12 protein-coding genes and 1 pseudogene are annotated in these 19,670 nt (G+C 70.2%); 7 read left to right on the top strand and 6 right to left on the bottom strand.

From position 1 onward, the window contains the following. Window positions 1–32: 32 nt before the first annotated feature. Window positions 33–2,249 carry a cation-translocating P-type ATPase gene (locus E3T42_RS11730; protein WP_134366299.1) on the bottom strand — a complete coding sequence of 739 codons (2,217 nt, stop codon included), beginning with the start codon at window positions 2,247–2,249 and terminating at the stop codon, window positions 33–35. Between the two features lie 135 nt (window positions 2,250–2,384). Next, on the bottom strand, window positions 2,385–2,645 hold the full coding sequence (locus E3T42_RS11725; protein ID WP_134366300.1) for a heavy-metal-associated domain-containing protein: 261 nt from the start codon (window positions 2,643–2,645) through the stop codon (window positions 2,385–2,387). Between the two features lie 116 nt (window positions 2,646–2,761). Here E3T42_RS11725 and E3T42_RS11720 point away from each other — a divergent pair, with 116 nt between their 5' ends. Then, window positions 2,762–3,070 (top strand): hypothetical protein, encoded by a 309-nt coding sequence (locus E3T42_RS11720; protein ID WP_134366301.1) that lies wholly within the window; start codon window positions 2,762–2,764, stop codon window positions 3,068–3,070. A gap of 9 nt (window positions 3,071–3,079) precedes the next feature. Here E3T42_RS11720 and E3T42_RS11715 read toward each other — a convergent pair whose 3' ends face one another. Together E3T42_RS11715 and E3T42_RS11710 are read right to left on the bottom strand one after the other, a co-directional pair. Continuing rightward, window positions 3,080–4,645, bottom strand: a complete 1,566-nt coding sequence (locus E3T42_RS11715) for an HNH endonuclease signature motif containing protein (protein ID WP_134403058.1) — start codon at window positions 4,643–4,645, stop codon at window positions 3,080–3,082. A 105-nt stretch (window positions 4,646–4,750) separates the two neighbouring features. Continuing rightward, a complete protein-coding gene (locus E3T42_RS11710; protein WP_134366303.1) occupies window positions 4,751–5,221 on the bottom strand; it encodes an isoprenylcysteine carboxylmethyltransferase family protein in 471 nt (156 codons plus the stop codon). Window positions 5,222–5,341: 120 nt separating this feature from the next. Here E3T42_RS11710 and cls point away from each other — a divergent pair, with 120 nt between their 5' ends. The 5 genes from cls (at window position 5,342) to E3T42_RS11685 (ending at window position 13,032) form a co-directional block, all read left to right on the top strand. Next, window positions 5,342–6,799 carry a cardiolipin synthase gene (gene cls / locus E3T42_RS11705; protein ID WP_134366330.1) on the top strand — a complete coding sequence of 486 codons (1,458 nt, stop codon included), beginning with the start codon at window positions 5,342–5,344 and terminating at the stop codon, window positions 6,797–6,799. Between the two features lie 21 nt (window positions 6,800–6,820). Continuing rightward, window positions 6,821–9,373, top strand: a complete 2,553-nt coding sequence (locus tag E3T42_RS11700) for a cation-transporting P-type ATPase (protein ID WP_134366304.1) — start codon at window positions 6,821–6,823, stop codon at window positions 9,371–9,373. A 226-nt stretch (window positions 9,374–9,599) separates the two neighbouring features. Then, on the top strand, window positions 9,600–10,136 hold the full coding sequence (locus E3T42_RS11695) for a hypothetical protein (RefSeq protein WP_134366305.1): 537 nt from the start codon (window positions 9,600–9,602) through the stop codon (window positions 10,134–10,136). A gap of 14 nt (window positions 10,137–10,150) precedes the next feature. Continuing rightward, window positions 10,151–12,124 (top strand): ATP-binding cassette domain-containing protein, encoded by a 1,974-nt coding sequence (locus E3T42_RS11690; protein ID WP_166787162.1) that lies wholly within the window; start codon window positions 10,151–10,153, stop codon window positions 12,122–12,124. Then, on the top strand, window positions 12,124–13,032 hold the full coding sequence (locus E3T42_RS11685; protein ID WP_134366307.1) for an ECF transporter S component: 909 nt from the start codon (window positions 12,124–12,126) through the stop codon (window positions 13,030–13,032). Before E3T42_RS11690 ends, E3T42_RS11685 begins: the two co-directional genes overlap by 1 nt. Here the strand turns inward: E3T42_RS11685 and metH are convergent. Further along, the gene (gene metH, locus E3T42_RS11680; RefSeq protein ID WP_134366308.1) at window positions 12,920–16,582 is read right to left on the bottom strand and encodes a methionine synthase; all 3,663 of its coding nucleotides are present in this window, start codon (window positions 16,580–16,582) and stop codon (window positions 12,920–12,922) included. The two genes, E3T42_RS11685 and metH, sit on opposite strands and share 113 nt — an antisense overlap. 260 nt (window positions 16,583–16,842) lie before the next feature. Between metH and pflB the strand changes: the two genes are divergently transcribed. Further along, entirely contained in the window at window positions 16,843–19,107 is a 2,265-nt protein-coding gene (gene pflB, locus E3T42_RS11675; RefSeq protein ID WP_134403056.1) for a formate C-acetyltransferase, read from the top strand. 92 nt (window positions 19,108–19,199) lie between these two features. Here the strand turns inward: pflB and E3T42_RS11670 are convergent. Continuing rightward, a pseudogene (locus tag E3T42_RS11670) lies at window positions 19,200–19,670 on the bottom strand (lytic transglycosylase domain-containing protein); the annotation flags it as partial.

The raw sequence follows: 19,670 nt of genomic DNA, 5'->3' as shown, positions 1-19,670 counted from the left end.
CACCGGCCCGCCGGTCGGCACGCCGGGCGCTGCTACGCGCCCGGCGTGAGACCGCGGAACCCGCGCAGGCGCAGGCTGTTGCTCACCACGAAGACCGACGACAGGGCCATGGCGCCGCCCGCGATCAGGGGATTCAGCAGCCCCAGCATGGCCAGCGGGATCGCGGCCACGTTGTAGGCGAACGCCCAGAACAGGTTGGCCTTGATCGTGGCGAGGGTGCGCCGGGACAGCCGGATGGCGTCGGCCGCCGCGATCAGGTCGCTCCTGACCAGGGTCAGGTCGCTGGCCTCGATGGCGACATCGGTTCCGGTTCCCATCGCGATGCCAAGGTCGGCGGTGGCCAGGGCCACCGCGTCGTTGACGCCGTCGCCCACCATCGCGACGACGCGTCCCTCACCCTGCAGGGCCCGGATGATCTCTGCTTTCTCGGCCGGGAGCACACCGGCGCGGACGTCCGTGATGCCGACCTCGGCGGCAACGGAGGCCGCGACGGTCTCGTTGTCGCCGGTGAGCAGCACGGGTCGGAGGCCGAGACGCCGGAACTCCGCGATCGCGGCGGCACTGGTGTTCTTGACTACGTCGGACACGGCCACGATCCCACGCGCCTTGCCGTCCCAGGCCACGGCGACCGCGGTGCGGCCCTGGCCCTCGACGACGGCGAGCGCGGCGCGGAGCTCGGAGGGGAGGGTGATGGCCCACTGCTCGGTCAGCCAGCGCGGCCGCCCGACCAGCACGACCCGTCCCTCGATCAGCGCCTGCACGCCGAGCCCGTCGGTCGAGGCGAACGATTCGGGGGCCGGCAGCGCTCCGACCCGGTCGCGAGCACCGGACACGATGGCCTGGGCGATCGGATGCTCTGACCCGGTCTCCGCTGCTCCGGCGAGCGTGAGCAGTTCCTTCTCGTCGACGCCAGCCACGGGCACGGCCGCGACGAGCGTCATCCGGCCGGTCGTGACCGTGCCCGTCTTGTCCAGCACGATGGTGTCGACCCGGCGGGTCGATTCGAGGATCTGCGGCCCCTTGATCAGGATGCCCAGCTGGGCACCGCGCCCGGTGCCCACCAGCAGGGCGGTCGGGGTGGCCAGTCCGAGCGCGCACGGGCACGCGATGATCAGGGTCGCCACGGCCGCGGTGAACGCCACCACGGTGCCCGCGCCGAGCAGGAGCCACGCGACCAGGGTGGCCAGGGACAGCGCGATCACGATCGGCACGAAGATGGCCGAGACCCGGTCGGCGAGGCGCTGCACCTCGGCCTTGCCGGTCTGGGCCTGCTCGACCAAGCGGCCCAGCTGGGCGAGCTGGGTGTCCGCGCCGATGCGGGTGGCCCGCACGACCAGGCGGCCGCCCGAGTTCAGGGTGGCGCCGACGACGGCGTCGCCGGGGCCCACCTCGACCGGCACGGACTCGCCGGTGAGCATGCTGGCGTCGATCGCCGAGTTGCCGTCGACGACGGTGCCGTCCGTGGCGATCTTCTCGCCCGGACGCACCACGAACAGGTCGCCGACGACCAGGGACGAGGTCGGCACGGTGATCTCGTGGCCGTCCCGCAGGAGGGTCGTCTCCTTCGCCCCGAGTTCGAGCAGGGCCGTGAGTGCCGCGCCGGACTGTTTCTTTGCCCGAGCCTCGAAGTAGCGCCCGGCCAGGATGAACACGGTGACGGCGGAGGCGACCTCGAGGTAGATCTCGTCCGCTCCCCCACCCGGGCTCGCGGTGAAGCTGAAGGTCATGGTCATGCCGGGCATGCCGGCCATGCCGAAGAACAGGGCGTACAGGGACCAGCCGAGCGCGGCGAGCACGCCGATGCTGATCAGGGTGTCCATCGTCGCCGCGCCGTGGCGCAGGTTGGCCCACGCTGCGCGGTGGAACGGCCAGGCTCCCCAGACCGCGACCGGAGCCGCAAGGGTGAGGGCCAGCCACTGCCAGTTCGTGAACTGCAGCACCGGGATCATCGACATCAGCACGACCGGCGCGGCCAGGACACTGGACAGGATCAGCCGCCGGCGCAGGGCGGCCACCTCGAGGTCCTGCGCGGTGGGGGCTCCGGGAGCGTCGGGCTGCTCTGCCTGCGGCGGCCGCGGTCGGGCGGCGGTGTACCCGGTCTCCTCGATCACGGCGATGGCCTGGTCGACCGTGGTGCCTTCCGGTACGAAGAGGCTGGCCTTCTCGGTGGCGTAGTTGACCGACGCCTCGACGCCGGGCATGCGGTTCAGCTTCTTCTCGATCCGGGCCGCGCAGGACGCGCAGGTCATGCCCCCGACAAGGAGGTCGACCTGTTCACCGCGCGCCGGGCTCGAACCGGCTGGACGTGGACCAGCGGGGATCGGACCGGCAGGGATCGGACCGGCCGGTGTCGGACTCACGGGGACAGTGCTCACGGCGTCAGCTCAGACGGATTCTGAGACGAGCTCGTAGCCTGCCTCATCGATGGCGGCGGCGACGGCGGCGGGATCGAGCGGACCTGTGCTGGCGACGGTGACCAGGGAGACGCCACCCGCCACGAGGTCCACGTCCACGCTCTCGGCGCCGCCGAGCTTCGACAGTTCTGCGGTCACGGCGGCGACGCAGTGCGAGCAGGTCATGCCCGAGACATGGAGAGCGGTGGTCGTCGCGTCGTTCTGCTGGGTATTCTGCTGGGTTGTGAACATGGTTCAACTATACCCCCAGGGGGTACTGGCGGAATGAGAATCCGAGCGACCCTGGATCCGCTGCGTGGCTTTGTCCGTGTGAGACTGACAGCCAGGACTCGTGAAGGAGCAACACAGTGGACGACCCGCGCGCCAAAATGGAGGGCAACAACCTCCTCAATCTCGGAGCACCGCACCTCGACTGGTCGAAGACCCCCGGTCGCAGGCCCGGATTCTGGCTGTCTGCGGCCAGCGTCGTGCTCGCCGTCCTGCTCCCGTTCCCGGCCGCCATCGCCGCCGGGCTGGGTCTGTCGTTCGCGATGCAGGCATTCCAGGTGATTCCAGCGGGCGCCCGCGGGCGTGGGCTGGTGATCACGTCCCTGGCTCTGGCTTCGGCGACGATCCTGGTGGTCGTGGCCCGGACGATCGCAGCGATTCTCTTCTAGAACGCCTGCTCAGAAGGGCGGTGGGTCGACGTCCGCAGCGGGCTCCACAGGTTCGAACGGGACCGCCGGATCCGACCGGTAGTTCAAACCGCTCGGCGCCGTCCAGTCCAGCACTCCCCCGGCTTGCTGGGTCACCGTCCAGTTCGTCTGCGTCTTCAACCGATGATCCGGAGCACACAGGCACGCCAGATTGTCGTAACGGGTCTCCCCGGTGTGCTGCCACTCGTGACCGTGATCCACCTGGGCCCGCACCGCCGGCCGGGTGCAGCCCGGGAACCGGCAGGTCCCGTCCCGGATCTCGATCAGCCGCCGCAGGTCTTTCGGGACCCGGTACTGATCCCGGCCCACCGAGAGCATCACCCCCGTCTCCGGATGAACCAGGATCCGCGTGAAACTCGGCGCCCCCGCCGCCAGCAACCGGGCCGTCTCCGGATCGATCGGACCGTACCCCTCCAGCAGCCCCGGTTCCTCACTCTTGCCCAGCAGAGTCAGAACCGGCACGGTCACGTTCACCGTGGCCCGCACACCCCGGCCGAGGCCCGCCGGCGTCACCCCGTCGACCATCAGGTCCGCGAACACATCCGCCCGCAACTGCGCCAGGGTGCGCTCCTCGTCCAGCCCCTGCAGGCTCGCCGCCATGTCGCTCACCCGGGTGAATATGGCCTGAGCCACCGGCATCGGCTGATAACTGTGCAGCCAGCCCATGCCGTCCTGCGCGGGCTCGAGCACCAGAACCCGGTCGGCCTCGCACTTTCGCCGGCGCACCGTGATCGACTCCGGATGCGTCCGTTCCCGCACCCTTCGGGCCACCCGGTCGAACTGAGCCACCGTCACCCGCTCCGCGACCGGAAGCACCTCGGCCTCGAAACTCGCCCCGGCCTCCTCGGGCAGTGAATTGGCCTGCTCGATCAGCACCCGGGCATGCGCGTAACTGATCCGGCCGGCCGACAGAGCGTCCCGGGTCGCCATGAACGCCCCCGAGAGGGCCTCGCTCTTTGCGAGAAGATTCGACGCGGCCGCCTGCGACACGTGGAGCGCGCAGGCCAACTCGGCGATCGCCGTGCGATGGGCGATCTCGAGCGCATCCCACCTTGACCCCAGCACACCCGCCGAGACCGCTGAATGCGGGCGGCCGACCTCGTCGTCAGCGTCGTCAGCGTCGTCAGCGGTCACACCGTGCTCGACCGCCCGCGCGACCAGAGCGCGCCGGGTCCGCTCACGCTCCGCGTTCGCCTCGGTCTCGAAACACCAGGACCGCACGCGCTCCACCGCCTCGGCCCGCGCCGCGGACACGGATGCCAGCAGTCGATCGGCGGCCGCGGCCGCCCCGACCAACTCGGCCAGCATGCCGACCCGGCGGTCGAGGAACCGCAGTTCGCCCGCAGCCGGGCCGGCTGCCTGCAGACCGGTTGCGTACAAACCGGCATCGTCGAATTCCTCAACGTCGAAGAAGGCCTCGGCGTCGAACTCGAAGCCAGGACCGCCGGCGCTGTTCCGGAACGCCGGGCCGGTCAGGGTGTCGAACGCGGCCAGGGCGTCCAGCGTCGTGGTGCTCTCATTTCTGAGGTTCTCCATGCGACCAGAATATCACGATCCAGAACACAGGTGTGAAATAATGTCAACTATTTACCGCTTAGTTTAGAACTGAACGACGATACTTTCACTCGGCGTCATCCCGGATCAGCGCGGCGAGCGCAGCCGGCCCACCGCCGGCAGGAAGCGTCCGATGTGGGCGCCGTACGCGGCGTAGTCCGGATGCTCGGCCACCAGCATCCGTTCCTCCCACCGGGCCTTGCCGGCCAGGAGCAGCAGGAGGGCAACCCAGGCCACCAGGTGCCCGACCGAGGCGCCGATCAGTGCAAGACCAAGCGCGCCCGCGATGAGTCCGGCATAGATCGGGCTCCGCATGAGCCCGTAGACGCCGGTGGTGACCAGGGGCGCGTGTTCACGCGGGACCGGGCTGGCCGTCAGCGCCGGACCGAGACCGACCACGCCCAGCACGGCCAGAACCGCGCCGGCCAGGCAGAGCGCGGCCGAGGCCACGGCGACGACAACGGTGACCGGCCACAGAGAACCGTGGGGCAGGAACGCCAGCGCCGCGAGCAGCACGAATTGTGCGGACACCAGGCCGACCGCGAGCGCGCGTTTCATGATTCGAGGCTCCGCCCGCGGGGTGCGTGCGGGCGCTATTGAGCGGGGCCGACCCGCGCTAGGTTCATGTCATCGACTGGCCGACGAACGGAAGAGAGTGCCGACGTGGACTCGCAACAGATGCCCCTGCTGATCGCGGTGCTCGCCGCCCTGGTCGACCTGGCGATCCGAATCGCCGCCATCATCGTCATACCGCGCAATCGGAAGCCGACCGCGGCGATGGCCTGGCTGCTGGCGATCTTCCTGATCCCCTTCGTCGGCATTCTGTTCTTCCTGCTCCTGGGCAGCTCCAAACTGCCGAAGAAAAGGATGGAGAAACAGGCCGAGATCAACAGGTCGATCGCCGACAGTGTCGCGGGCATGGACCTCACGGACGGCAGGACCGAGTGGCCGGACTGGTTCGCATCGGTGGTCACCCTCAACACCGGCCTCGGCGCCGTGCCACTCGTCGGCGGCAACACTGCGCACCTGATCGGCGACTACCGGGCCTCCATCGCCGCCATGACCGCCGAGATCGACGCCGCCACGACGTTCGTGCACGTGCAGTACTACATCGTGTCCCTGGACGACACGACGAAGGACTTCTTCGCCGCGATGGAGGCGGCCGTCAAGCGTGGGGTGACGGTTCGCCTCCTGGCGGACCACATCGCCTCGATCCGCACGGTCGGCCATGCGGCGACGTTCGCCGAGCTCGACCGAATCGGGGTGATGTGGAGCTTCATGCTGCCGGTGCAGCCGTTCAAGGGCAAATACCAGCGGCCCGACCTGCGCAACCACCGCAAGATCGTGGTCGTCGACGGGCGGGTGGGCTTCATGGGCTCTCAGAACCTGATCGATCGCAGCTATCTCTCCGCGAAGAACCTGAAACGCGGGCTCCAGTGGCAGGAGCTGGTGGTTCGGGTGACCGGGCCCGCCGTCAGCGGTATGAACGCCGTCTTCCTCTCCGACTGGTACAGCGAGACCGACGAGAAGCTGCTCGACGAACGGGTTCCCGCCGCCGCTGTTCCCCGTGACACGTCCCCGGAGGCCCTGGAGTGCCAGGTCGTCCCCAGCGGTCCGGGCTTCGAGGGCGAGAACAACCTGCGGCTCTTCCTCGCATCGCTCTACACCGCCCAGAAACGCATCATCATCACCAGTCCCTACTTCGTTCCCGACGAGGCCATGATGTACGCCATCACGTCGTCGTGCCAGCGCGGCCTGGAAGTGCAGCTCTTCGTGTCCGAGATCGGCGACCAGGGGCCCGTCTACCACGCCCAGCGTTCCTACTACGGCGCGCTCCTTCAGGCGGGCGTGCGCATCTGGCTGTATCCGGCGCCGTACATCCTGCACGCCAAGCACCTCTCCATCGATGAGGACGTGGCCGTGATCGGGTCGAGTAATATGGACATCCGTTCTTTCAGCCTCGACCTGGAGGTGTCGCTGCTGGTGCGCGGCGCTTCGTTCGTCGCCCAGATGCGGGAGGTCGAAGAGGGCTACCGGACGCTCAGCCGCGAACTCACCCTGGCGGACTGGAACCGGGAACCCGGGCGGGCCACGGCGCTGGACGGTCTCGCCCGGCTGACCTCGGCCCTGCAATGACCGGGTGAGGGGGGTTTCACCATGGCGGAGACAGGCGGGCTGACCTCGGAGGAAGCCGCACGACGGCTCGCCCAGGACGGCCCGAACCTGCTCCCCCGACTGGCCCGCCCCTCCCCCCTGCGCGAGCTCGCCCGCCAGTTCACGCACCTGCTCGCGCTCCTGCTCTGGGCGGCCGCCGGGCTCGCCCTCCTCGCCGGCACGCCCGTGCTGGCCGTCGCCATCGTGGTGGTGATCGTGTTCAACGCCGTCTTCGCGTTCGCCCAGGACTACCGGGCAGACCGGTCCACCGAGCGGCTGCGGGCACTGTTGCCCAGCAGCACCCGGGTGCGCCGGGACGGCCGCATGCGCACGATCGACCCCGTTGATCTTGTGCGCGATGATGTGGTGCTGCTCAGCTCCGGCGACCGGATCGCGGCCGACATGGAGCTGACGGAGGCCAACGAGCTCGGCGTGGACGAGTCCATGGTGACGGGCGAGAGCGAGCCGGTGCGGCACGACCGAGGAGAGCTCCTCAGCGCGGGCACGTTCGTGGTGCAGGGCGAGGCGGAGGCACGGGTGACCGCCACCGGGGCGACGACGACCCTGGCCGCCATCTCCGCGCTGGCGCGTTCGGCGACCAGGCCGCCCAGCCCACTGACCCACGCGCTCAACCGGGTGGTGCGGACCGTGGCCGTGTTCGCGGTCACCACGGGCGTCGTCCTGGGCATCGCCGGCGTCGTGATCGGGCTCCGGCCGGTCGATGCCTTCCTCTTCGCGGTCGGGGTCGCCGTGGCGCTCGTCCCCGAGGGCCTCCTGCCCACCGTGACGCTGTCCCTGGCCCGCGGCGCCCAGACCATGGCGCACGAGCAGGCCCTGGTGCGCCGGCTCGACGCCGTGGAGACCCTGGGCGCGACCACGTTCATCTGCACCGACAAGACCGGCACCCTCACGCAGAACCGGATGTCGGTGGTCGAGATCTGGACCCCCGGGGGCCTGGTGCGGGTGCAGGGCGACGGCTACGAGCCGACGGCGACCATCACCGGGCCAGCCGAGGCCACGACCCTGCTGCCGGGCCTGGCGGCATCCGCCGTGCTCTGCGTGACCGGACGGGCCGTGTCGCACGCCGGCAAGTGGCAGGCCGAAGGCAACCCGCTGGACGCCGCGATCTTCGCCCTCGCGATGCGGTGCGGGTGGCAGGACGACCCGAGCCGGCCCGTGACCCGCCTGCCCTACACGGCGAAACGGATGATGAGCTCCGCCGTGCTGGCCGGCCGGGCCAGCACCATCGGCGCGCCGGAGCGGGTCTTCGAGCGGTGCTCCCGAGTGCCGGAGGAGGCACACCGCGCGCTGTCGCGGATGACGGCCACCGGCCAGCGCGTGCTGGCGGTGGCGGGACGCCCCTGGTCGGCCACCCCGACCGAGGAGGCCGTCGAAACGGACCTGGAGCTGCTCGGCCTGCTCGGCCTGGAAGACCCTCCCCGGCCCGATGTGCACGAGGCGCTGCAGGCCTGCCGGGACGCGGACATCCGCGTGATCATGGTCACCGGTGACCACCCGAACACGGCCGAGGCGGTGGCGCGGGAGGTCGGCCTGCTGCAACCGGGCGGCGCCGTCCTGGGCTCGGGGCTTCCCGAGGATGACGCCGAGCTCGGCGAACTGCTCGACCACCGGGCGGGAGCCGTCGTGGCCCGGGTTACGCCCGCGGACAAGCTCCGCATCACCCGGGTGCTCCGGGAGCGCGGGCACGTGGTGGCGATGACCGGCGACGGCGTCAACGACGCGCCTGCCCTGCGGGAGGCCGACGTCGGGGTCGCGATGGGCCGGAGCGGCAGCGACGTGGCCCGGGAGGCGGCCGACCTCGTGCTGCTCGACGACCATTTCGGCACCATCGTGACCGCCGTGCGGCTGGGACGGGCGACCTTCGCCAACGCGCGTCGCTTCCTCACCTACCACCTCACCGACAACGTCGCCGAGCTTGCGCCGTTCGCGGTCTGGGCGTTGACCGGCGGCCAGTTCCCCCTGGCGATCGGGGTGCTCCAGGTGCTCGCCCTGGACATCGGCAGCGACATGCTGCCCGCGCTGGCGCTCGGGGTGGAGCCGCCGAGCAAGCGCGTCATGCTCGGCCCGGTGCGCTCGCGGTCGCTGATCGACCGCCCGCTGGTCTGGCGGGCGTTCGGGGTGCTCGGCCCGGTCGAGGCGGCCGCCTCGCTCGGCGGGTTTGCCGCGGTGCTGGTGCTGGGCGGCTGGTCGTGGGGGCAGCAGGTCGCACCCGGGCTCCTGGCCGCCGCGTCGGGCACGGCGTTCGCAACGATCGTGGTCGCTCAGATGGCGAACGCCTTCGCCTGCCGCAGTGAGGCGATCCCGGCGTGGGGGCTCCCTTTCCTGGGCAACCGTTCCCTACTGGCCGCGGTCGCCGCCGAACTGCTCCTGCTGCTGGCCTTCCTCGGTATCCCGGCCGCGAGCGGGCTCCTGGGCGGCGGCTGGCCTCCCCCGGCCGCCTGGCTCTTCCCGCTGGCCGGCGCCGTCCTGGTCATCCTGGCCGACGCCGCCTTCAAAGCCGTGCTCCGACGCCGGCGCCGCGGCCGCGCCGCGTAACGGTAGCGCCGGCCGGTTCCACTAATCCCCGCCAATCCCCGCCAATCCCCGCCGAACCGTGACTTCGGACCCTGTTTTTCGTCCGTTCAGGGGCGCTATTCACGGTTCGGCGAGTCTGGCGGCTGGTCTGGCGGCTGGTCTGGACGGCGGGGCCGGGGAGCCGCGGCGCGTAACAGAGCGCGTAACAGAGCGGGACCGGCGCCGGGGCCTCGGTATTCTTGAGCGCATGAAGCTGACAGCACTCGCCACCCTGACCCTGGTGGGGGCGCTGGCATTGAGCGGATGCTCCACCAGCCTTCCCGAGACCGGCTCGACCCCGGCCGCCTCCGCGGCCACGGCCGCGCCCACGGACGGCTCCTGTGCCGGGGTGAGCGTGGTCGTCGACTTCGGCTCCCTCGACGCCGCCCGGATCACGGACTGCGTCGACACCGGCGCGGCCGGCACCGTTGCCGCGAGCGAGGTTATGAAGTCGGCCGGCGTGACGACCGAGGGAACCGTGGAGTGGGGCGACCAGGTCGTCTGCCGCGTCAACGACCGCCCCGCCGCCGCCGAGACCATCGAGATCGACGGAGAGGCCCCCTTCACCGAAGCCTGCCAGTCCATGCCGGCGGCCGCCGCCTACTGGGCGCTCTGGGTCAAGCCCACCGCAGACGCCTCCTGGGAGTACGCGTCGGAGGGTCTCGGCAGCCTCAAGCTGGAGCCGGGCCAGTCCGTCGGCCTCGTCTTCACGACCGGCACCGAGACACCCACGCCCGGCAGCTGATGTTGCGGCTCCGCATGGCCCCCCTGCGCTCCGCGGCGTTGCTCGCGGTCGCGTTCGTGGCCCTGCGGTTCGTCTACCGGGTCGTCTTCGGCGGGGCATCCGGCGGCGGCGCGGTGCTGCTCGACCTGCCGCGCATTCCGCTCGGCGGGCCGTTCGCGCACATCGCGCTGCTCGGCCCCGTCAGCACGGGGGGCCTCTGGAACGCGGCTCAGAGCGCGCTGCCCTTCGCCGCCGTCATCCTCGCGTTCGGTGTGCTGAACGCCGTCGTCGACGTGCGGCGCTTCTTCGCCCGAGGCGCCGCCCGGGGCCCGCTGCGCGCCCTGTCCCGGTCGCTCGTGATCGCGTGGGCCACGTTCCCGGCGCTGATCGCCTCGGTGCGGCGCGTTCACACCGCCAGTGCGCTCCGCGGCGAACGGTCGATCCCGGCACTGCTCGTGCCCGTCTTCGAACAAACCGTGGAGCGGGCGCTCTGCCTGGCCGCGTCGATGGAGTCCCGCGGGTTCGCCGCCGCCCGCACCGCCCCCGGCGTCTGCGAGCGGCCGGTGGTGATGACGGATGCCGCGCTCGGCTTCGCGGGCGGCGGCTGGCAGCTGGAGGGCCTCACCCTGAGCCTCGCTCCCGGCACGCTGACCGTGATCACCGGGTCGACCGGATCGGGCAAGACCAGCCTTCTGCACAGCATGAGCGGACTCTTCCAGCACTTCCACGACGGCGGGCAGCACGGAGTGATCGAGGTGGGCGGCCTGGACCGCGCGGCCACTCCCCCCCGCGAAACGGCCGGCTTCGTCGGGCTCGTCTCCCAGAACGTGCGGCTCTCCTTCGTGGCCGAGACCGTGCGGGACGAGATCGGATTCGCCCTGACCGTGCGGGGCGTCGCCGCCGTGATCGTGGAGCAGCGCGTGCACGAGGTGGCCGCGCAGCTGCAGATCGAGCACCTGCAGGGCCGCACCGTGGAGGCGCTGTCCGCCGGCGAGGCCAGCCTGGTGGCCATCGGCGCCGCCCTGATCTCCCAACCGATCCTGCTGCTCGTGGACGAGCCCCTCGCCGACCTGGACGCCCCGGCGCGAGGGCGGGTGGTGCGGGTACTCGACCGGCTGGCCCACGAGGCGCAGGTGTGCGTCGTGGTCGCCGAGCACAACACCCGCGAATGGGAGAGCGCAGCGGATGCCTGGCTCGAGATCCGCGGAACAGACGTGCGCACCCTCGGCCCCGGTGAGCGTCCGAGCGCGCTGATCGCGGCGGAACGGGCGGCGCGGACGACAGCGCGACCCGCGACCCCAGCCGGACCTGCGGGGCCGCTCGCCGGCATCCGTCATCTCACGGTTCTGCACGGGACCGAACTGGCGGTCGATGACGTCTCGTTCGAGCTCGCGGCCGGCGACCGGGTGGCCCTCGAGGGCCGGAACGGCGCGGGCAAGAGCAGCCTGCTCCGCGCGATCGCGCTGCCCTCGGCCCGCGGGAGCGTGCTGGTGGCCGGGCAGGACGTCTCCTTGCTGCGTGCGGGAGCCCGGCGCGCGTTCGTGGCCCTGGTGCCGGAGAACTTCGACGATCTGCTCTTCGCCGTGACCGTGGCCGAGGAGTGCAGCCGGGCGGACCGCCAGCTGAAGCCGGGCAACGGGCCCGGGACCGCTGCCCGTTTCGCGGACCTGCTCGGGCTCGGTGCCGGGATCGGGGCCGGTGCCAACGCCGGTGCGGCGCACCTGATGCAGCAGCATCCGCGGGATCTCTCGGCGGGCGAACGCCTCTGCCTGGTGATGGCGATCCAGCTGGCCGCCGGCCCCAGGGTGCTGCTGGTGGACGAGCCGACGCGCGGGCTGGATCCGCGTGCGCGGGAGCTCGTGGGTTCCGCGCTGGTCCGCGCCTCGAGTGACGCCTCGGCGGTGCTGTTCGCCACCCACGACCGCGACTTCGCCCGGTCCCTGGCCACGAAGACGCTCGTGATGGCCGCCGGCCGGCTCACCACCGAACCGGCGCTGGTGAGGCCCTGATGCGTGCGCGGTGGACGTCCTGGCTGCTCGCGGGCGGCAGCCTCCTGGCCGCGGCGGGTTTCGCCTGGCCGTTCTTCGCGTCGGCGCTGCCGGAGGACGCCAGGGCCGCGGCCCCGATCGTGGCGTTCGCGCTCGTTCCGGCTCTGATCGTGGCCCTCGCACTCACGCTCGACCGGGAGATGTACACGGCCAAGACCGTGGCCCTGCTCGGGGTGCTCTCGGCGGTCGGCGCCGCGGTGCGCATCGCGGGAACCGGGGTGGGCGGCGTCGAGGCGGTGTTCATCCTGCTGATCCTGGCCGGGCGCGCCTACGGAGCCCGGTTCGGGTTCCTGCTCGGCCTGCTCACCATCGCGGTGTCCTCGGCACTGTGGGGCGGGTTCGGCCCGTGGACCCCGTTCCAGATGTTCGCCTGCGGCTGGGTGGGGGCCGGGGCGGCGCTGCTGCCGCGCATCCGTACGCCACGGATCGGCACCCCGCGGAACGGCACCGCCCGGCTCGAGATAGCCATGCTCGTGGCCTACGGCATCGCCTCGTCGTACCTGTTCGGGCTGGTGATGAACCTCTGGTTCTGGCCCTTCGCCGTGGGCTCGGGCACCGACATCTCCTATGCGGCGGATGCCCCGCTCGGCGAGAACCTCGCCTCCTTCGCGCTCTACACGCTGGTGACCTCGACGCTCACCTGGGACACCGTTCGTGCCATCACCACCACGATCGGCATCGTGCTGGTGGGCCCGGCCGCACTGGCCGCCCTGCGCCGGGCGAAGCTGGGCAAGCCGGGCAGGCCCGGCAGGCTCGTCACACCGAGAAGTACTTCGCTTCCGGGTGGTGGAACACGAACGCATCCGTCGACTGCTCCGGGTGCAGCTGCAGCTCCTCCGACAGCACCACGCCCATCCGCTCGGGCCTGAGCAACTGGACCACCTTGCGGCGGTCCTCCATCTCGGGGCAGGCCGGGTAGCCCAGCGAGAAGCGGGCGCCGCGGTACTCGAGCTTGAACATACCGGCCAGCTCGGCCGGGTCTTCGGCGCCCAGGCCGAGTTCGCCCCGCACCCGGGAGTGCCAGTACTCGGCGAGGGCCTCGGTCAGCTGCATGGTCAGGCCGTTGAGTTCCATGTAGTCGCGGTATTTGTTCTCGGCGAACAGCTTCGCGGTGACCGTGTCGACGTTCGCGCCGGCCGTGACCAGCTGGAGGGCGACGACATCCGTCTGCCCGGAACCCTGCGGGCGCACGAAGTCGGCCAGGCACAGGTGCCGGTCGCGGCGCTGGCGGGGGAAGGCGAAGCGCAGTCGCTCGGAGCCCACCGGGCCGCCGGAGCCGCCGTCGGGCGCGAGCAGACCGGGCACGCCCAGCACGCCGGACGGGTCGTCGCCGTGGTGCAGCACGACCAGGTCGTTGCCCTCGCTGAAGGCGGGGAAGTAGCCGTAGGCGACGGAGGCGTCGAGGATCCCCTCGGCGAGGATGCGATCGAGCCAGTAGCGCAGCCGGGGCCGGCCCTCGGTGTCGACCAGGTGCTGGTAGCTCGCGCCGTCTTCCCCGCGGCTGGGCTTCAGGCCCCACTGCCCCATGAACGTCGCCCGCTCGTCGAGGAACGCGGAGTACTCGGCCAGCGCGATCCCCTTGACGATGCGGGTGCCCCAGAACGGCGGCACGGGCACCGGGTTGTCGGCGGCCACGTCGGAGCGGGCCGGCATCGCGTCCGGCTCGGTCACGGTCAGCAGGCTGCGCTTGTGGATGCGTTTCTTCAGGGGCGGCAGGCCGACGGATGCCGGGTCGGCGCCGCGTGCGACGGCGACCAGCGGTTCCATCAGGGCCAGGCCCTCAAAGGCGTCCCGCGCGTAGCGCACGGTGCCCTCGAACAGTCCCGCGAGGTCTTCCTCGACGTAGGCCCGGGTGAGGGCCGCGCCGCCGAGGATCACGGGCCACTTGCCGGCCAGGCCGCGGGAATTGAGCTCGAGCAGGTTCTCCTTCATCACCACGGTGGACTTGACCAGCAGCCCGCTCATGCCGATCACGTCTGCATTGCGCTCCTCAGCGGCCTGGATGATCTCGTTGATGGTCTTCTTGATGCCGATGTTGATCACGTCGTAGCCGTTGTTGGTGAGGATGATGTCGACGAGGTTCTTGCCGATGTCGTGCACGTCGCCGCGCACCGTGGCCAAAACCATCGTGCCTTTGCCGGCTGCCTCGGTCTTCTCCATGTGGGGTTCCAGCAGCGCGACCGCGGTCTTCATCACCTCGGCGGACTGCAGCACGAACGGCAGCTGCATCTCGCCGCTGCCGAACCGGGCGCCCACCACCTGCATGCCCGCCAGCAGGTGCACGTTGACGATGTCGAGGGCGCTGAGGCCGCCGGCCCGCGCCAGGTCGAGGTCACCCTCCAGCCCCTTAGCTTCGCCGTCGATGATGCGGCGTTCGAGGCGTTCGCCCACCGGCAGGGCCGCGAGCTCGGCGGCGCGCTCGTCCTTCAGCGCGGCGGAGTCGACCCCGGCGAACAGGTCGAGCAGGGCGGCCAGCGGGTCGTAGGTGAGGTTGCCCTCGGCGTCGTACTCGCGGCGGTCCCAGACGAGGTCGAGCGCCACCTTGCGCCGGTCGTCCGGCACGGAGGCCAGGGGCACGATCTTGGCGGAGTTGACGATCGCGGAGTCGAGTCCGGCCTCGGCGGCCTCGTGCAGGAACACCGAGTTGAGCACCGACCGGGCCGCGGGGTTCAGCCCGAAGGACACGTTCGAGACGCCAAGCGTGGTGTGGATGCCGGGATAGAGGGCCTTGATCCGGCGGATCGCCTCGATCGTCTCGATCCCGTCCCGGCGGGTCTCCTCCTGGCCGGTGGCGATCGGGAAGGTGAGGGCGTCGACGATGATGTCCTCGACCCGCATCCCCCACTCGGTGACGAGGGTCTCGACCAGCCGGGTGGCGATGCGCACCTTGTGCTCCGCGGTGCGGGCCTGTCCCTCCTCGTCGATGGTCAGTGCGATCACGGCCGCGCCGTGCTCCTTGACCAGCGGCATGATCCGGCCGAAGCGTGAGCCTATGCCCTCGCCGTCCTCAAAGTTGACGGAGTTGACGACCGGGCGGCCGCCGATCAACTCCATCCCGGCCTGCAGCACCGCGGGCTCGGTGGAGTCGACCACGAGCGGGAGGGTGGACGCGCTGGCAAGCCGGGACACGACCTGGCGGATGTCGGCGACGCCGTCTCGGCCGACGTAGTCGATGCATACGTCGAGCAGGTGGGCGCCGTCGCGCACCTGGGCCCGGGCGATGTCGACGCAGTCGTCCCAGCGCTCCTCGAGCATGGCGTCCCGGAACGCCCGCGACCCGTTGGCGTTGGTGCGTTCCCCGATCGCGAGGAAGGCGCTGTCCTGATCGAAGCTGACGTGCTGGTAGAGGCTGGCGACGCCGGGATCCTCCTCGACCTTGCGGGCGGGCACGGGGGTGCCGCGCAACCGGTCGACGACGGCCTTCATGTGCGCGGGGGTGGTGCCGCAGCATCCGCCGACCAGGCCCAGGCCGAACTCCTTCACGAACTGTTCGTGTGCGGTGGCCAGCTGCTCCGGGGTGAGCGGGTAGCTCGCACCGGTGGCGGTCAGCATCGGCAGGCCCGCGTTGGGCATACACATCACGGGCACGTGCGAGTACCGGGAGAGGTGACGGAGGTGCTCGCTCATCTCGGTCGGGCCGGTGGCGCAGTTGAGGCCGATGGCGTCGATGCCGAGCGGTTCGAGGGCGGTGAGGGCGGCGCCGATCTCGCTGCCCATCAGCATGGTTCCCGTCGTCTCGACCGTCACCTCCACGAAGATCGGCAGACGGATGCCCGTCTCACTGATCGCCTGCTTGCATCCGTTCACCGCGGATTTGGTCTGCAGCAGGTCCTGCGAGGTCTCGATCAGGAAGGCGTCGGCGCCGCCGCGGATGAGGCCGATCGCCTGCTCGGCGAAGGTCGCCTTGAGGTGGGAGTAGGTGGTGTGGCCGAGGCTGGGCAGTTTGGTGCCGGGGCCCATCGAACCGAGGACCCAGCGCATCCGTCCGTCGCGGGCCTCGTAGGCCTCGACGCTCCGACGGGCGATTTCCGCTCCCAGACGCGCGAGCTCCTCGATCCGGTCTTCGATTCCGTAGTCGGAGAGGTTCGACCAGTTCGCGCCGAAGGTGTTGCTCTCCACCGCGTCGACGCCGGTGTCGAGGTAGGCACCGTGGATGGCCTCGATCATGTCGGGGCGGCTGACGTTGAGGATCTCATTGCAGCCCTCGAGCTGCTGGTAGTCCTCGAGGGTGGGGTTGTGCTCCTGCAGCATCGTGCCCATGGCGCCGTCGGCGATGACGACGCGCTCCGTCAGGGCATCGATCAGCGCCTGCGCCCGGGCCGGCGTCACCGCATCCGTGGCCCCCGCGCCATCCGCGTCGGCCGGCGGCCGTCCGGCTTCGGGGCGTGTGACGGCGTCGTGTGCACGGGGTTCGGTCATCCGGCCAGTTTAGAGGCGGGGCAGGCTGCCGTTTCCCGTGTTACGCCGGGCTCCTTCGACCTCTGGGCCTCGTGGACACTCCCCCCGGCCGCACCGAAAGTCCACCTGTTTTGCAGCTTCCAAGGCGAGTACCGTGGCAGGCAGAGAGGAGATCCGGGCGCGCACGAGTACTGTCGGCGGCCCGCGATCGGCTCTCACGGCCCGACTGCGGAAGGGACTTTCGCGGCGGGGAACTCGATCCCCCGAGGAGAGCAATCCAGATGACCAGTACAGAAGAAGTCCGCCGCAACGACAACGGGCCCCAGCCCGTTCGACCGGATTTTGTTTCCGGCCCCTGGCAGGATTCGATCGACCTACGCGATTTCATCCAACGCAATTACACGCCGTATCTGGGCGATGCAAGCTTCCTCGCGGGAGCGACGGAGCGCACGAAGGGGATCTGGGCCAAGCTGTCCGAGATGTTCCCCGAGGAACGCCGCAAGGGCGTCTACGACGTCGACGCGACCACCCCGGCCTCCATCACCGCTCACGCACCGGGTTACATCGACCGGCCCAACGAGGTCATCGTGGGCCTGCAGACGGATGCCCCGCTCAAGCGCGCGATCATGCCCTTCGGCGGCTGGCGCATGGTCGCCACCTCGCTCGAGACCTACGGTTATCCCGTGTCTCCCGAGCTGGAGAAGATCTTCACCGACTACCGCAAGACGCACAACACCGCCGTCTTCGACGTCTACCCGCCGGCGGTGCGCCGTGCGCGTAACAGCCACCTGATCACGGGTCTGCCCGACGCGTACGGCCGTGGCCGGATCATCGGCGACTACCGCCGGGTTCCGTTGTACGGCGTCGACGCCCTGATCGCAAGCAAGAAGAACGACCGCGCCGAACTCGACATGGAGCCCTCGACCGAGGACATCATCCGCGCCCGCGAGGAGAACTCCGAGCAGATCCGGGCCCTGAAGGAACTCGTCCAGATGGCCGCGAGCTACGGATTCGACATTTCGAAGCCGGCCGTGACGGCGAAGGAGGCCGTGCAATGGCTGTATTTCGCCTACCTCGGGGCGGTCAAGGAACAGAACGGCGCTGCCATGTCGTTCGGCCGCAACGCGGCGTTCCTCGACGCGTACCTGGAACGCGACCTGGCCGCCGGAGTGCTGACCGAAGAAAGCGCCCAGGAACTCATCGACGACCTCGTGATCAAGCTCCGGATCGTGCGCTTCCTGCGCACCCCGGAATACGACGAGATCTTCGCCGGCGACCCGACGTGGGTGACCGAATCCCTCGCCGGCATCGGTGAAGACGGCCGTCCCCTCGTCACCAAGACCACGTTCCGGTTCCTGCAGACGCTGTACAACATCGGCGCCGCACCGGAGCCGAACCTGACCGTGCTGTGGAGCAGGTCATTGCCCGAGGGCTTCAAGCGTTTCTGCGCCCAGGTCTCGATCGATACCTCGGCGATCCAGTTCGAGTCCGACGAGATCCTCCGGGCCGCGATGGGTGATGACGTCGCGATCGCCTGTTGTGTCTCGCCGATGCGCGTGGGCAAGCAGATGCAGTTCTTCGGTGCACGCGTCAACGCCGTCAAGGCGCTGCTGTACTCGATCAACGGCGGAAAAGACGAGGTGTCGGGCAAGCAGGTCGCTCCGGAGACCATGCCGAACGCCGAAGAGGTGCTCTCGTACGACACCGTCTTCCCGGCCTACCTGGAAACGCTCGAGTGGCTCGCCGAGACCTACATCAACGCGCTGAACTGCATCCACTACATGCACGACAAGTACGCCTACGAGCGTCTGGAGATGGCCTTGCACGACAAGGACGTCATCCGCACCATGGCCTGCGGCATCGCCGGCCTGAGCGTGGTCGCCGACTCCCTGTCGGCCATCAAGTACGCCACGGTCCGCCCGGTGCGCGACGAGACCGGCCTGGTCGTGGACTACGACGTCGAGGGCGAGTTCCCGCTCTTCGGCAACGATGACGATCGGGTCGACTCCATCGCGGTGGACATCGTCGAGCGGTTCATGAATATGATCCGCAGCCACCCGACCTACCGCGACGCGATCCCCACCCAGTCGATCCTGACGATCACGTCCAACGTGGTCTACGGCAAGACCACCGGCAACACGCCCGACGGCCGTCGGGCCGGCGAGCCGTTCGCGCCGGGGGCCAACCCGATGAATGCTCGCGACACGCATGGGCTCCTCGCGTCCGCGCTCAGCGTCGCCAAGCTGCCGTTCAGTGACGCGCAGGACGGCATCTCGCTGACCAGTACGGTCGTGCCGAGCGGGCTCGGCCACAACGAGGAGGAGCAGATCACGAGCTTGGTCGGCCTGATCGACGCGTACACGTCGGCGACCGGCTACCACATCAACGTGAACGTGCTCAACCGCGACACGCTTGAAGACGCCATGGCGCACCCGGAGAACTATCCGCAGCTGACGATTCGCGTCTCCGGCTACGCGGTGAACTTCGTGCGGCTCACCCGCGAGCAGCAGATGGACGTCATCAGCCGCACGTTCCACCAGCACTGACCCGACCGCCATCCAGGACGAACGTCAGGCCCGGGTGCGGAATCGGTTCCGCGCCCGGGGTCTGAACATCTTCTGAGTCTCCCCAACCGGTGTCAGTACCAGCCTGAGGATTCGGAATGGTTCCAGGCGGCGCACGGTGTGCCGTAGCGGCCCGCGATGTAGCTCAGGCCCCAGGTGATCTGCGTGGCTGGGTTGGTCTGCCAGCGGCGCCCGCCGTGGCCATCTTGCTGCCGGGCAGTGCCTGCGGGATGCCGGTGGCACCGCTCGAGGAGTTGTAGGCGTTCAGGTTCCAGCCTGATTCCCGTTGCCACAGGCTCACGAGGCAACCGAACTGGTCGGCGCCCCAGCCGTACTGCGCGGCCATCAGATCGCGGGCGATCGCCTGGGCTCCGCTGGGGTTGGCCGGCGCTGACGGTGCCGGGGCGGGTGCGGGAGCGGGAGCGGGAGCGTTCGCCGCAGCCTCGGCCTCGGCCTCGACCTCGGCCTGCGCGTCAGCGGCAGCCTGAGCCGCAGCGGCGGCCTGAGCCGCAGCGGCGGCCTGAGCCGCAGCGGCGGCCTGGGCT

The organism is Cryobacterium sp. TMT4-10, from assembly GCF_004403275.1.
In the GTDB taxonomy this organism is placed as follows: Bacteria; Actinomycetota; Actinomycetes; order Actinomycetales; family Microbacteriaceae; genus Cryobacterium; species Cryobacterium shii.
Note: the sequence above shows the minus strand (reverse complement) of the source record. Positions and strands in the feature narration are given on the sequence as shown.